The sequence below is a fragment of the Pseudohaemophilus parahaemolyticus genome (genome assembly GCF_938021905.1).
Taxonomy (GTDB): domain Bacteria; phylum Pseudomonadota; class Gammaproteobacteria; order Enterobacterales; family Pasteurellaceae; genus Haemophilus_A; species Haemophilus_A parahaemolyticus_B.
Genome location: NZ_CALIFA010000030.1, coordinates 37,515 through 52,331 on the forward strand (window position 1 = coordinate 37,515; position 14,817 = coordinate 52,331).

Here is a 14,817-nt window from a genome sequence, read left to right on the forward strand (position 1 = left end):
GGTTGTACTTCTACAAAATTCCCGCAAAATATAAAAACAAATGGAGCAAATAAAAAATAAATTATGGAGAACGTCAATTAATGATTACTAGCAATAAAATTCAAAATATAGGTAATATTTATCGTCTAACCGAACAGTTTGAGCTCATCTCTCGTACTGATCTTGCTAAACTCTCAGGGCTTGCCCCCGCTTCAATTACCAACATTACAAAACAGTTGATTGATAAACAATTTATTCTAGAATGTAGCGTGCAAGATTGTAACTCTCGCGGCAGACCAGCAGTCGGGCTTTCTGTTTCTACTTTTTTCTGGAAACAGCTCTGCCTCACGATTTTTGCAGACCATCTTACCATTTCGCTTTGTAAATTAGATGGCTCAGTCATTCATCGCCAAGATTATACCTTTTCTTTAAGCGATTATCCTAACTTAGATGAGATTATTGCCGAAAACTTGCAAAATTTCCGTCAAAATCAACCGCTTAACGATGCCCAAATCCTTGCGCTTTCCATTGCGGTTGTTGGACGCATTAACGCTGAGAAAAACGCCATCGTTCAACTTGGGCAACATTTTTTGAAATGTCGCATTGTTGAGAAATTACAAGCGATCTATTCTCAACCGATTTTGCTCAATGAGCATTTCCATCTCTGGCTATTGGCGGAATCTACGCTAGGTAGTTTAATTGGCGATGATAATGTGATCTTCTTACAAGTCGATGATGCGATTCGTCTCAGCATTCTGTTGCGTGGTGCGTTATTACACGAGCAGAATATGAATGTAGATCATATGCTTATGCCTCGTTTTAGTACATTAAGTGATGAGATTTACCCTGAATTAGACAGCATCGAACGCTATCAACTCAACAATCAAGCGAGCTTACAAGCGTTAATTCAATTGATCGACAAACATCTACCCAAAAACTTTGAGATGGATGACGAGCATTTGAAAGAGGCAAAAATTAGCCATTTCTGCGAACAAGTGGAAGCAAAAAATCCAACAGCACTGGCTATTTTAGAGCATATTAGTAGCAATTTAGCCTATATGTTAATGAATTTAGTCAATATTTTCTCTACCGAAAAAATTTTGTTTGATTCTCCACTACTACGCATTAAAGCCCCTCTCTTTGAGCAAATTACACAAAATTTGAATGAAAAAATGCTCAATCGCGATCTCAATGTGCAATTAGTGACAAGCCATTTTGATAAAAACAGCACGTTGATCCCGTGTGCAATGATAAAACAGGGAATTTATGAAGGAAGTTTGATCAAGAACATAATTCCTGATTAAAAAATTTGATAAACTAAAGGGTATTCATCCGGTGGGTCTTAAGCCCACCATTTTCTATTTTATTTCTTGGTGAATTAAAAACCAGCTAATCAAAGGATACCCTATGCCCTCTTTATTTATTACAGGGACAGACACCGACGTGGGCAAAACGATTGTAACCCGTGCATTATTGCAAGTTTTAACTGCAAACAATATCGTGGCTGTGCCTTATAAACCAATCGCTTGTGGGGGAGCAGAAGAATTACCCACAGAGCCAAATTTAGATGACTATGCCAGCGAAGATAATAGCGATGTTGTCACGCTTTTAAACAGCACTGCAGTGCCTGTTGGCTATCGTGAAATCAACAGCTACACCTTTATTCATTCTAGCACCCCTGTTTTTGCCGCCCTTGATGCAGTTCGAAATATCCACGTGGAAAAATTGGATGTCGATCTCGCACGCTTACAAAATAGCTACCACAATATTTTAGTGGAAGGCACTTACGGCTGGCTTACTCCGATTAACAAAGATTTGAGTTTTGCTGACTGGGTACAAAAAAATAATATGCCTGTGATTTTAGTTGTTGGCATCAAAGAAGGCTGTGCCAACCACGCCTTATTAACCGCTCAAGCGATAAAAGATAGCGGCGTTCCGCTTTTAGGTTGGATCGCAAACCGCATCAACCCTGGATTGCGGCACTATATGGAATTGATTGAAATGCTTAAGCAAAAAATTCACGCGCCTCTTCTCGGACAAATTCCATATATCGGACACCCTGAGCAAAAAGATCTGGTGCAATACATTCAACATCCAGAACCGTTGTTGGAGTTTTTCAAAGCATAAAAGAAAAAGAGCGTTTTAAATGAACCACACCCCAAAGTAGGGCTAAATTTCTCACTGATTAAAGATTAGATCAAGCTAAACGCTCTTTTTACTTTCCTTAATGATAGGTCTTCATAAATTTGTGATACGCTTTCAAAAAGGCTTCAAAATCATCTAGCCCACAAAAGGCAATGCTTTCTTCGTTATAGAAATTAAAGCCCTCTTCCATCAGAGATTCATCAAAATCATCTTCTAAATTATTCGCTTTCACCATCACTTCATCGTTAGTAAAATAAAGGCTGTATTCCTTACCTTCAAACACAAATTCATACTGGTTTGGATAAACCGCTCTGCAACGTTCAATTTCAGTCAAAATAGCATCTAAAGTTTTATGATCGCCTGCGATTTCATTGTTTAGCCAACGGGCAAATGCTTCGTGATCCATTGAGCAACGGACAATCACACCGTGCATCGTATGGGTAAATTGATATTCCATCTTTCCTCCGTTTAAAATTGGCTTATTATACGCTGCTTATCTACTTCAAGCGGTTGTTTTTACTGAAAAATTTGCGACCACATTTTCCCTACAAAATCCCGCACTGCTTTAAATTCACTCATCGGTACGCAACTTGGTTGGCGTAATAAATTCAAGTGATGAATACGGTTTCGCATTGCCGTGTAACAATATTTGAGCTGTTCACCTGCTGGTTCGGTTAAAATGCCACACGCCATTGCCGTGTCGAAAATGCGGACATTATCCGACCAAACCGCCATTTCTAGTGAGGTTTCTGCATTCGCTAATACCAAATATTGGGCGATAAATTCAATATCAGTAATGCCACCTTTGTCGGTTTTTAAGTTAAATTCGACCGCTTGCGGTTGGGTTAAATGCTGATACATTTTGGCTCTCATTCCTGTAATTTCTGCTTTAAGCGTCACCACATCACGTTTTTTTGCTAAAGTTGATTGACGAATTTGATCAAATTCAGCTTTTAGACTTTCTGTACCATAAACACATCTTGCACGCACAAGTGCTTGGCTTTCCCACGTCCACGCCTCGTTTTTCTGGTAGAAATCGTAGGCATTGAAAGTACTGACTAAAAGCCCTGCCTCGCCTGATGGTCGCAACCGCATATCCACCTCGTATAACACGCCTGCACTAGTATTGAGGTTAAAAATAGAGTTGATTTTTTGAGCTAATTTCAAGTAAAACTGATGGCTAGAGACCGATTTCCGTCCGCCAACTGTTTCGCTATTTTCAGGGGCATTGTGTAGGAAAACCAAGTCTAAATCGGAATTGTAGCCCAACTCAATACCGCCCAATTTTCCGTAGCCAATCACCGCAAAACCTTTTTCATTTTCGCTCAAATGCTCTGGCACGCCAAAACGCTGGCTGACCGCTTTCCACGCCATATTTACTACCGCTCCGATAATCGCTTCGGCAAGGTAAGTGAGATGGTCGCTAATTTTCATTACAGGCAACACGCCCATAATATCAGCTGAAGCGATGCGTAAAATCTGGCTCTGTTTGAATTGTCGCAACGCATCAATCAATGCCTCTTCGTCCTCTTCAGGAATACGAATCAAATAGTCGTTCAATGCAGGCTCATAATTGTGGAAATCAATCACTTGCGTAAGCCCTTTATTGCTCATCAACTCATCGAGCAACATTGGGTAGCGGGCAATCTGCTCGGCAATCATAATCGATTGACCACAAAGCGTAATCAGCTGTGGCAAAATCTGCTCTTTCTCCGCAAGTAATTCCAAATAGGTGGTTCGGGTGGTGATTTTGTCCAAAATATTGAGTAATCTAGGAAGCAAAATCAGGTAATTCGGCTGGCTGAAAATTTGATCAAGCATCTTCGGTAACAAGGTTCTCAGCACCTCACGCCCACGCACGCCAATCGGCTTACGGCTCCAATCTTGTAGCGTTGTGGCAAGCCAACGGAAAATTTCGGCATAATCCACCTCTTGCACGGCATACTCTTTCAGCACACTGGCTAAATCTTCCTCGCTCATTTCTAAGTTCAAAATATCCCGCCACAGCACGATTTGCTCGTTTACAAGCGGTGGATTTTCCTCTTCATCTTTCCCAATCAGCTCATTAAACACTGCGCGTACTTTTTGCTGATATTGCCCCAATACGTGCAAGAAATCTGCCCAATTTTGGATCGAATGCTCGATCCAGGTTTCGCCTTGCTCGGTTTCAATCAAGTATTTTTGCGTAGCTAAAATCAGGCATTGCTGCGCTTGTTCATCGGTTGGTAGGGTTTGAGTTTGCTTATCATCAATCGCCTGCAACACATTTTCCACTTGGCGGAAGAACAGATACGCCGTGCGTAGATTTGCCACTTGTTCTAGAGTCAGTAAATTCAGCTCTGCCAAACGTGGCAACACGGTGAGAAGGCTGCGTTCTTGCAAGATTTTATCGCGACCACCTCGCATCATTTGAAAGGTTTGCACGATAAATTCCACTTCCCGAATGCCACCTGCACCAAGTTTGATGTTATCTATCAGATTACGACGTACCACCTCACGGCTGATTTTCTCTTTCATTTCTCGTAGCGATTGGATCGCACTAAAATCCAAGTAGCGGCGATAAACGAATGGACGCAACATCTGCTTTAAATAGCGATGGTTGAGATTACTCAAATCTTCGCCCAAGATTTTCGCTTTAATCATCGCATAACGTTCCCAATCTCGCCCCTGCTCTTGGTAATAGTCTTCCATTGAGGCAAAACTAAGCACTAATGCTCCGCTATCTCCAAACGGGCGCAACCGCATATCGGTGCGATATGCAAAGCCCTCGGCAGTTACTTCATCTAATGTCCGAATTAAACGCTGCCCAAGTCTGGTAAAAAACTTGCTATTTTCGACCGCTTTCCGCCCACCCACGGTTTCACCTGCATCAGGGTAGACAAAAATCAGGTCAATATCTGACGAGAAATTTAGCTCCCGCCCGCCCAATTTCCCCATTCCTAAAATCAGCAACTCTTGCGGTTCATTCAGACTATTCATTGGCACGCCATATTCCGCACAGCAACGCTGATAGAGCCAATCACGCGCCTGTAAAATAATCGTCTCCGCCAAATCAGAAAGGGCTTGAAAAACAAACTCAACGCTGGCTAATTTGTTCGATTGAATAAAGCTAAGTGTTGCCATTTCACGATGGCGAAACAATCGAAGTTCCTTGCCTAATTGTTCCTCATCTTGCACATTTTGCAGCACTTGAGCTAAACGCTCAGTATAATGTTTGCAATCTTGTGGACTAGGCGAATGTTCAAACCATTGATTTAATAATTCAGGCTGAGATAAAAGCGTGCGTTTTACAAAACTAGACATTGAAATCGCATTCATAAGCGGTAGATTTTCTGCGATTTTTTGCGAAAGTGCTGGAGGGAATAGGGATAGTGGCATAAAAGCTCCGAGATTTAGTCAAATTCGGTACTTAATTTACTTCTTGTAAAACAAAATCGCAACGCTTACTTTCTTATCTCTATCTAGTTAATTTAGACTTGCATTGTTAGGTATTTCACATTAGAATGTGTGCTTCTTATCATAGCTGAGTTAGAGATCGGCTATTGATGTATGTTCAACCCTTAACAAAAAGGAAAATTAAGATGTCTCTAAGCGTAGAAGCAAAAGCACAAATCGTTGCTGAATTTGGTCGTGATGCAAAAGATACTGGTTCTTCAGAAGTTCAAATTGCATTATTAACTGCTCAAATCAACCATTTACAAGCTCACTTTGCTACACACAAAAAAGATCACCACGGTCGTCGCGGTTTATTGCGTATGGTTTCACGTCGTCGTAAATTATTAGACTACTTAAAACGTACTGATCTTGCTAAATATTCAGAAATCATTGCACGTTTAGGTTTACGTCGCTAATTTCCGAAATTTGGAATTTGAAGACCGAGCAATTTTGCTCGGTTTTTTTATAGATTTATTTAAGGAATACTATGGCTTTTAGCTCTCTCTTTACCTTATTAGATGATATTGCTGCTGTATTGGATGATGTTTCTATTATGACTAAAATAGCAGCAAAGAAAACTACTGGCGTGATTGGCGATGATTTAGCCTTAAATGCAAATCAAGTCAGCGGGAAAAATATCTTACCTGAACAAGAATTACCGATTGTTTGGGCGGTTGCAAAAGGTTCGATTCTTAACAAGGCGATTTTAATTCCACTTGCTCTTCTGCTATCTATCTATTTACCGCAAGCCATCACAGTATTATTGATAATTGGCGGTGTTTATCTTTGTTTCGAAGGCGTGGAAAAATTATTGCATAAATTCTTACATCACGCAGAAAATGCTGAAGACGAAAATAGCGTTTCAAAAGAAGATAAAATCAAAGGGGCAATCCGTACTGATTTTATTCTTTCAGCTGAAATTATTATTATCGCCCTCGGAGTATTACAAGAAAGTAATACAATAACCAAAATCCTTTCACTTTCTGCGGTTGGAATCGGTATTACTGTATTTGTTTATGGCTTTGTGGGTTTAATCGTGAAACTTGATGACATCGGTTTATGGTTGATGAAAAAGAAAGGCTCGTTATCGCAATTCATAGGACGCAGCTTACTCTTTATTATGCCGTGGTTTATGAAATCATTATCTATGATTGGCACCATTGCTATGTTTTTGGTCGGTGGCGGTATTTTCTCGCATAACGTACCTGCAATTCATCACTGGATAGAACATTTTATAGTTCCACTATCATTCTCTTCTGTCATTGATTTTGTGATTGGAATTATCGTTGGCACTATCGCTTGTGCGGTAATTTTACCTACGATGAAGTTGTTCAGTAAGAAATAGAAAATTAGATAGACTTCAGAGCATGTAAAACAAATTGAAGATTCTTAAATAATTTTTGAATCAGCTTGGAGAATAAGCATTCTCAAAACCTAAGCATCTTAAATCAAAACTGTGCTATTTTTAACCTTACAATAAGGTTCTTCAGTATTGTTTAGTTTGGTATATACATACCCAACTAATCCCATAATAGTGAAATGGTTAAGCCTCAAAAACCGTTTGTAGCTTTCACTACAAGCGGTTAAATTTCGACTAAATTTTATATTTAGTTTTTTAATATTTTCAGGCTAACATCAACCCCCAGCTAATTTTACCTTAAAACCTTTCTGCTCTAAAACTTGCTTGAGTAACTCTCGGTTATCGCCTTGAATTTCGATTGTACCATTTTTGACTGAACCACCTACGCCACTACGTTTTTTTAATTCTGCAGCAAGGAGTTTTAATTCGGTATCTTCTAAACCTAAACCTGTAATAATACAAACGCCTTTGCCTTTTCGTCCGCTTGTTTGGCGTTGAATACGAACGATGCCATCACCTTTTGGGCGTTCTTCTTTGGTTTTTTCTGGCTTAATTCTGCCTGTTTCTGTTGAATAGACTAATGTCATAATTTCCTTGTAAACTAAACTTTATTGTATTTTGTAAACGATTGGACAGGGATAAACCCTGTCCCTACGATGAACATCATAAAAATCCCCTCAAGCGAGGGGATGGATTATTTTCTAATTAAGCAATACTTGCCTTAATGCTTTTAAGCACGGCAAGCGGATCTTCTGCCTGAGTAATTGGGCGACCGATGACAAGGAAATCTGAACCCGTTTCAATCGCTTGTTTTGGTGTCATTACACGGCGTTGGTCACCAAAATCACTTCCTTCTGGGCGAATACCTGGAGTCACAAGTTTGAAATCTTTACCACAGTGTGTACGTAATACTTCTACTTCTTGTGGTGAACAAACTACGCCATCACAGCCCGCACGTTGAGCCAAGTGAGCTAAGCGGATTACTTGCTCCATTGGAGAAGCGTTAATGCCGATTTGTAACAAGTCTAAATCTTCCATACTAGTTAATACAGTTACTGCAATCAATAATGGTGCATCTTTACCGTACGGTTCAAGAATTTTACGGGCCTGTTCCATCATCGCTAAACCGCCAGAAGCATGAAGATCAACCATCCATACACCTAAGTCTGCTGCCGAACGCACCGCACGAGCTACAGTGTTTGGAATATCATGATATTTTAAATCTAGGAACACATCAAACTTACGTTCGTGGAGTTGTTTCACAAAATTTGTGCCGAGCGTAGTGAACATTTCTTTGCCTACTTTAAGGCGACAAAGTGAAGGATCAACCTGATCCACAAAATTCAGCGCTTCACGCTCTGTTTCATAGTCAAGTGCAACAATAACTTTATTATTCATAAAAACTCCAATTAATGGGATTGTGGTTCAATACTGTGTATAGCTTTAATCGTTTCCCAGTGACGACAAGATGGGCAATACCAACTTAAACGGTAACTCTGGTAGCCACAATTTGAACAACGATACTTAAAACTTTTTCTAATCTGCTCGCCTACCATATTATATAACAAAATCAAACTCTCTTTACCGCTCCCCTCTTCTGCTTCGTTAATTTGGTAATAAATAAAACGATGGAAAGTGAGCATATTCGGGAATTGGCGTAACTGTTGATATAGCTTGGATTGTGCAGCAATTTTACCATCTTTTTCATCAATCAACTGCGTTAATGCTAAATCAACGTTTGGGTTCTGTTTTACCTGATTTGCTTTAATTAAAAAGAGCTCATAGCCAGAGAGATCATTTAATGTTAAATAACAATGTTTAATCTTATCTAGTACTTCGCCAATATAATCTACATTTTGACTAAGCACTGCTTCATAATAATCTGCGGCTAAACGAAATTGCTTATTTTCTAGGTGAAATTCTCCTAACAACATAGAAGCTCTAGAACAACTTGGCAAATGAAATAATGCTTTATTTAAGGCATCCAAGAAAGCTTTTTGATCATCATTTTTTACTGCCTGAGCATATTCACAATAATAATGAGCTAGAGGTTTTTTGTCTGTGTCAGGAGAAATTTGCAGTAATTTTTCCGAAACATTTATTGCTTTTTTCCACTCTTTGGTTTTTTGATAGATAGTCATTAATTGTGTAAGAGAATTTACCGCAAAATCAGGCTCATCAAGCAATAAAATATAGTAATTTTCTGCACGATCATAAAAACCAGCTGCTAAGAAATCTTTAGCAAGTTGCTGCTTTGCTAATAATTTCTGCTCAATAGAATAATCTGGACTGGAATCTATGGCTTGATGGATTCGTAAAGCACGATCGACTTCGCCACGTGAACGGAATAAATTACCTAATGTTAATTCTGCTTCGAATTGTGATTCTTGAGAAATTTGATTTTCAGACTCTTGCTTTTGCAACATTGAAAGAAAAAGATCAACCGCTTTTTCTTGTTGATTAGATAATAAGAAGTTTAATCCCGTTACATAATCACGGGAAAATTGATTTTGAACAGTCTCTTGATCCTTTTTAGCACTTCTCCGCCCCATATACCAACCATAGAGAGCCGCAACTGGAAGTAAAAGGAACAATAATTCAAGCATTATTCAGCCTTAGGCGAGGTCAGTTCTGTAATTTGCTGAGATTGACGTTTCACACGGCGGTTTAATGCAATATTTTGCAATTTGATTTTAAGGTAGAAAATACCTGTGATTAACCAACCTAAAATTAATCCAAATCCAAACAAGGTGGCAACAAGAGTAGATAAGCGTAATTCGCTTTGTGCAATAACATAGTTGAATGTGATGAGCTGATCGTTATTCGCTCCAATAGTAATGCCAACTAAAATTACCGCTACTGCAATCACAAAACCTAAAATATACTTAATCATCTCTACCCTCATTAAAAATTAGACTAAATCCACACACTCTTTAAGTTTTTTTCCTGCTTTGAAATATGCCACTGTTTTGGCTTCAAGTGTAACACTCTCCCCATTTTTAGGATTACGAGCAACACGTTCTTCTCTATCACGAATGGAAAAACTACCAAATCCTCGAATTTCAATACGCTTCCCCATTGCTAATGCAGAAACAATTTTTTCTAAAATTTCATTAGCCCCCTCTTCAATTAAATTAGAAGGAAGTAATGGATTAAGTGTTGTTAAGTTAGCCACTAATTCTGACTTAGTCATATTTTCTACCCTATGAACTAATTATATTTAAATATCCTTCCTTTACTTAAATATAATCAGTCACAATATAACATCATAATAAGCGGATATGCTTAAACACATACCCGCCTTAATTACACTAGAAGCGTGAATTATTCACCTTTAGCTTGAGCAAACGCTGCTGCCATTGCACTTGGTACTTCAACTTCTTGTTTGTTCACTTGAGCAATTGCTGCTGATTCTTCAGCTTCAGCTTTTGCACGAACAGATAAGTTAATTACACGCGCTTTACGATCAACGCCTGTGAATTTAGCTTCAATTACATCACCTACAGAGATTACTGAAGTAATATCTTCCACGCGGTCAAGTGTTGCTTCGTTTGCACGGATGAAACCTTCAACGCCATCTAATTCAACAGAAACACCTTTAGCATCTACTGCTGTTACTTTACCTGCAACGATTGCACCTTTTTTGGTTGAATCGATGAAGTTAGTGAATGGATCTGAGTTTAATTGTTTGATACCTAAAGAGATACGCTCTTTTACTGCATCAACTTGTAAAACGACCGCTTCTACTTCGTCACCTTTTTTGTAGTTACGAACTGCTTCTTCACCTTGAACATCCCAAGAGATGTCAGATAAGTGTACTAAACCGTCAATACCACCTTCTAAACCGATGAAGATACCGAAGTCTGTGATTGATTTGATTTTACCTGAAACTTTATCACCTTTGTTGTGAGTTTCAGCGAAGTGTTCCCATGGGTTAGCTTTGCATTGTTTTAAACCTAATGAGATACGACGACGTTCTTCATCTACTTCAAGTACCATTACTTCAACCACATCACCGACGCTTACTACTTTAGATGGGTGGATATTTTTGTTTGTCCAATCCATTTCTGAAACGTGAACTAAACCTTCAACACCGTCTAAAATTTCAACGAAGCAACCGTAGTCTGTTAAGTTAGTTACTTTACCAGTTAATTTGCTGTTTACTGGGTGGTTTTGTGCAATTGCACCCCATGGATCTTGACCTAATTGTTTTAAGCCTAATGATACACGAGTTTTCTCTTTGTCAAATTTAAGAACTTTAACAGTTACTTCTTGACCTACTGTAACTACTTCACTTGGGTGTTTAACACGTTTCCATGCCATATCAGTGATATGTAATAAACCATCAACGCCACCTAAATCTACGAATGCACCGTAGTCTGTTAAGTTCTTAACGATACCTTTAACTTCTGAGCCTTCAACTAAGTTCGCTAATACTTCTTCACGATCAGCTGAGTTAGTTGTTTCGATTACTGCACGACGTGATACAACCACATTGTTACGTTTTTGGTCTAACTTGATTACTTTAAGTTCTAAAGTTTGACCTTCAAGATTTAAAGAATCACGAACTGGGCGAACATCTACTAATGAACCCGGTAAGAATGCACGAACACCGTTTAATTCAACAGTGAAACCGCCTTTCACTTTACCATTTACGTAACCTGCAACAGTTGCTTGTTCTTCAAATGCTTTTTCTAATGCAATCCAAGCTTCGTTACGTTTTGCATCACCACGAGAAACAACTGTTTCACCGAAACCGTCGTCTGTTGCTTTTAATACAACATCAACTTGATCGCCAACTTGAACTTCTAATTCACCTTGTGCGTTCGTGAATTCTGACGCTTCGATACGTGATTCAGATTTGAAACCAGTATCAACGATTACATAACCTTTTTCGATAGCGACTACGGTACCATTAACAACAGAACCTAAACGAGCTTCGTTTGAAAAGAATTCTTCAAGTAGTTGAGCAAAATTTTCTGACATAATTTTCTTCTTAAATAAAAATGAACTTCCACTTAACATCATGTTAAATGGGGTTAGTAATAAAAGTAAAACAATCCGTGTTTTACTCAGGAAAAATTAAAAACCTTTGGAAGAAATATATTCCAAGGCTTGATTAATAACTTCACTAATCGACAAATGCGTTGAGTCCAACACTAACGCATCTTTCGCTGGAACGAGAGGTGCAACCGCTCGATTTCTATCACGATAATCACGCTCTCTAATTTCATCTAAAATTTTATCAAAGTTAGCATTAAATCCTTTGAATTGCAACTGTTTTACACGTCTTTTTGCACGTTCTTCTGCACTAGCATCTAAAAAGAGCTTAATTTGAGCTTCTGGAAAAACTATTGTGCCCATATCTCGTCCGTCCGCTACCAAACCTTTTGAGCTTGCAAAATCACGTTGGCGTTGTAACAATGCTTCTCGCACTTTTGGGAAAGCTGCTACTTTAGAGGCATTCTGACCCGCTTCAGCAGTACGAATTTGGTCACCCACATTTTCGCCATCTAAAATTACATTCACCTCTCCATTATTAGGCACAAATTGCACATTCAAATTTCGCCCAATTTCCGCTACCGCATTTTCATCTTCTAAATTCACTTGTTTTTTTAGTGCATCTAATGCCGTAATACGATAAATCGCCCCAGAATCTAAAAAATCAAAGCCTAATTTTTCGGCTAAAGCGTAGCAAAGTGTTCCTTTACCCGCTCCACTCGGACCATCCACAGTAATAATTACATTTTTCATCATCATTGCCTTTTTAACTTTTTAAATTATTCATCAACGGGTTGATACTCAGGAAACTCACCCACTATTACATTAAATTCTAGCTCTTTACCTTGTCGAAGCAATAATACTCTCACTTTCGTATTTGGGCTAATATTTCCCAAAGCTTCCATCATTTGCGAAGCCGAAACAGCCTCAATATTATCAATTTTTAAAATGATATCACCAACATGGATGCCAGCCTTTTCAGCAGGACCATTCGGATTCACGCCTGTAATCAAAACGCCCTTTTCTACCCCCATTTGTTGAGCACTAAAGAAAATATCGCTTCGCACGCCAAAGTAGCCACGAATAACGCGTCCATCTTTGATGATTTTATTCATAATTTCGATTGCTTGACTGATTGGAATAGCGAAATTCAAGCCTTCTGCAATTGAATCTGAGCCTGTTACACTAAGTTCACGAATTTCTCCACTATTTTTCAGGCTAATCGTGTTGATTCCAATCAATTCGCCAGCAGTGTTGATCAAGGCTCCACCTGAATTTCCTTTACTAATCGGTGCATCAGTTTGAATAAAGTTCTGTCTTGTGCGGTCAGAAATCGTATTCCGCCCTTTAGCACTAATAATACCTTGAGTAACGCTCTGCCCTAAATTATAAGGATTACCAATTGCCAACACTACGTCCCCTACTTTGGATTCTCGTTGAGGATTTTGAGGTATAGTAGGTAATTTTCCACCATCGATTTTCAGTACCGCCAAATCAGTTAATACATCGAATCCAACCAAGGTTGCCGAATAGCCTTTACCGGATTGCAAATAAACATCAATTTGATAGCCATCTTTAATGACATGGTTATTGGTTAATACATAACCGTTTTCTGTCATAATCACGCCCGAACCTAAATTCAATCGAGAGCCGTTGCTGCTAGATTGATCTAAAATCTGCGTATAAATATTTACCACGGCAGGCGAGGCTTTTTGTACGGCTTCCGAATAGCTAAAGACATCAGGCTGAAATACATTCAACTGTTTGACTTGCTTCCCAACCCAAGGAAAAAGCAAAATCAGCCCTGCAAAACAGAGCCCAAATATCACCGCTTGTATGACCTTCTTTAGCATTCTATTTTTCTCATTTAATTTCATTAATTTTACTTTAGTATATCATTTTCTTTTCTTAAAAAAAGTAATCAAAATTTATTTCCGCATTTAAAGTTGATATATTTTCTGTTTTAGGCACATTATGCTAAAATTGATAAAAATCATCCAAATATATTATGGTTTGTACTTATGAAAATAGAAAATTATCAACAGCCAACTATGTTTCAATTTTTAAACCTCGTAGCTCAACTTCGCAATCCTAAAGGAGGCTGCCCCTGGGATCTTGCCCAAAACTTCGATACGATGCTTCCACATTTATTAGAAGAAACCTATGAAGTTGCAGAAGCAATTCATACGCAAGATCGCACCGCTTTACGTGAAGAATTAGGCGATTTGCTCCTTCAAGTTGTTTTCCTCAGTCAACTAGCTAAAGAAGAGGGATCTTTTGATTTTAATGATGTGCTGACTGATATTCATAATAAGCTGATTTATCGCCATCCACACGTTTTTGGCGATAAAAAAGCGGCAAACAGCGAAGAAGCATTAAAAACGTGGGAAGAACAAAAAGCGAATGATGAGAAGCATCAGGCTCATAATTCAATTTTAGATGATTTACCTTTCGCCTTACCTGCACTGACACGAGCATATAAATTACAAAAACGTTGTGCTAAAGTGGGGTTTGACTGGGATAACCCACAATCAGTCTTTCATAAAGTTGAAGAAGAATTACAAGAAGTCTGGAACGAAATGGCACAATCGCCTGTTCAAGCCGAGAAATTAGAAGAAGAACTAGGTGATTTATTATTTGTTAGCACTAACCTTTGTCGCCATTATGGTATTGATGCCGAGAGCTGTTTACGCAAAGCCAATGCTAAATTTGAACGCCGTTTTCGTGGCGTAGAACAATTAGTCAAATCTCAACAAAAACAAGTTTCAGATTGTAGCTTAAATGAATTAGATGCATTGTGGAATGAAATCAAATCTCGCGAATAATTTGACAATTTAATCTAAAGTTATACATTATTTGTCGAATTTAAATGGATAAACATGGAAATATACAAAAGG

Annotated in this window: 15 protein-coding genes; 5 read left to right on the forward strand and 10 right to left on the reverse strand. The window is 38.6% G+C overall.

Annotation, left to right across the window (positions count from 1 at the left end):
• Positions 1-80 precede the first annotated feature (80 nt).
• Both QMF79_RS02970 and bioD read left to right on the forward strand, forming a co-directional pair.
• Positions 81-1,283 (forward strand): ROK family protein, encoded by a 1,203-nt coding sequence (locus QMF79_RS02970; protein WP_281772709.1) that lies wholly within the window; start codon positions 81-83, stop codon positions 1,281-1,283.
• 103 nt (positions 1,284-1,386) lie between these two features.
• Positions 1,387-2,106, forward strand: coding sequence for a dethiobiotin synthase (gene bioD / locus QMF79_RS02975; protein WP_281772710.1), 720 nt, complete (start codon positions 1,387-1,389; stop codon positions 2,104-2,106).
• A gap of 97 nt (positions 2,107-2,203) precedes the next feature.
• Here the strand turns inward: bioD and QMF79_RS02980 are convergent, their stop codons facing one another.
• The gene (locus QMF79_RS02980) at positions 2,204-2,581 is read right to left on the reverse strand and encodes a YacL family protein (protein WP_281772711.1); all 378 of its coding nucleotides are present in this window, start codon (positions 2,579-2,581) and stop codon (positions 2,204-2,206) included.
• 59 nt (positions 2,582-2,640) lie between these two features.
• Positions 2,641-5,502, reverse strand: a complete 2,862-nt coding sequence (gene glnE, locus QMF79_RS02985) for a bifunctional [glutamate--ammonia ligase]-adenylyl-L-tyrosine phosphorylase/[glutamate--ammonia-ligase] adenylyltransferase (RefSeq protein ID WP_281772712.1) — start codon at positions 5,500-5,502, stop codon at positions 2,641-2,643.
• Positions 5,503-5,705: 203 nt separating this feature from the next.
• On the opposite strand from glnE, the gene rpsO reads away from it, so the two are divergent.
• The gene (gene rpsO / locus QMF79_RS02990) at positions 5,706-5,975 is read left to right on the forward strand and encodes a 30S ribosomal protein S15 (RefSeq protein WP_039851642.1); all 270 of its coding nucleotides are present in this window, start codon (positions 5,706-5,708) and stop codon (positions 5,973-5,975) included.
• A 71-nt stretch (positions 5,976-6,046) separates the two neighbouring features.
• Positions 6,047-6,904 carry a DUF808 domain-containing protein gene (locus QMF79_RS02995; RefSeq protein WP_281772713.1) on the forward strand — a complete coding sequence of 286 codons (858 nt, stop codon included), beginning with the start codon at positions 6,047-6,049 and terminating at the stop codon, positions 6,902-6,904.
• A 290-nt stretch (positions 6,905-7,194) separates the two neighbouring features.
• Here the strand turns inward: QMF79_RS02995 and yciH are convergent, their stop codons facing one another.
• The 8 genes from yciH to QMF79_RS03035 form a co-directional block, all read right to left on the reverse strand.
• The gene (gene yciH / locus QMF79_RS03000; protein WP_281772714.1) at positions 7,195-7,506 is read right to left on the reverse strand and encodes a stress response translation initiation inhibitor YciH; all 312 of its coding nucleotides are present in this window, start codon (positions 7,504-7,506) and stop codon (positions 7,195-7,197) included.
• Between the two features lie 118 nt (positions 7,507-7,624).
• Positions 7,625-8,317 carry an orotidine-5'-phosphate decarboxylase gene (gene pyrF / locus QMF79_RS03005; protein ID WP_281772715.1) on the reverse strand — a complete coding sequence of 231 codons (693 nt, stop codon included), beginning with the start codon at positions 8,315-8,317 and terminating at the stop codon, positions 7,625-7,627.
• An 11-nt stretch (positions 8,318-8,328) separates the two neighbouring features.
• Positions 8,329-9,525: a lipopolysaccharide assembly protein LapB gene (gene lapB, locus QMF79_RS03010; RefSeq protein ID WP_281772716.1), complete on the reverse strand. Its 1,197-nt coding sequence runs from the start codon at positions 9,523-9,525 to the stop codon at positions 8,329-8,331.
• Positions 9,525-9,812: a LapA family protein gene (locus QMF79_RS03015; RefSeq protein ID WP_281772717.1), complete on the reverse strand. Its 288-nt coding sequence runs from the start codon at positions 9,810-9,812 to the stop codon at positions 9,525-9,527. The genes lapB and QMF79_RS03015 overlap by 1 nt, the downstream gene beginning before the upstream one ends.
• 18 nt (positions 9,813-9,830) lie before the next feature.
• On the reverse strand, positions 9,831-10,112 hold the full coding sequence (locus QMF79_RS03020; RefSeq protein WP_040216137.1) for an HU family DNA-binding protein: 282 nt from the start codon (positions 10,110-10,112) through the stop codon (positions 9,831-9,833).
• A 131-nt stretch (positions 10,113-10,243) separates the two neighbouring features.
• Entirely contained in the window at positions 10,244-11,905 is a 1,662-nt protein-coding gene (gene rpsA / locus QMF79_RS03025; protein WP_281772718.1) for a 30S ribosomal protein S1, read from the reverse strand.
• Positions 11,906-12,001: 96 nt separating this feature from the next.
• Positions 12,002-12,673 (reverse strand): (d)CMP kinase, encoded by a 672-nt coding sequence (gene cmk / locus QMF79_RS03030; RefSeq protein ID WP_111313081.1) that lies wholly within the window; start codon positions 12,671-12,673, stop codon positions 12,002-12,004.
• 26 nt (positions 12,674-12,699) lie between these two features.
• A complete protein-coding gene (locus QMF79_RS03035) occupies positions 12,700-13,773 on the reverse strand; it encodes a trypsin-like peptidase domain-containing protein (RefSeq protein ID WP_281772719.1) in 1,074 nt (357 codons plus the stop codon).
• A gap of 168 nt (positions 13,774-13,941) precedes the next feature.
• Between QMF79_RS03035 and mazG the strand changes: the two genes are divergently transcribed.
• Positions 13,942-14,745, forward strand: coding sequence for a nucleoside triphosphate pyrophosphohydrolase (gene mazG, locus QMF79_RS03040; RefSeq protein ID WP_281772720.1), 804 nt, complete (start codon positions 13,942-13,944; stop codon positions 14,743-14,745).
• The last annotated feature ends 72 nt before the right edge of the window (positions 14,746-14,817 follow it).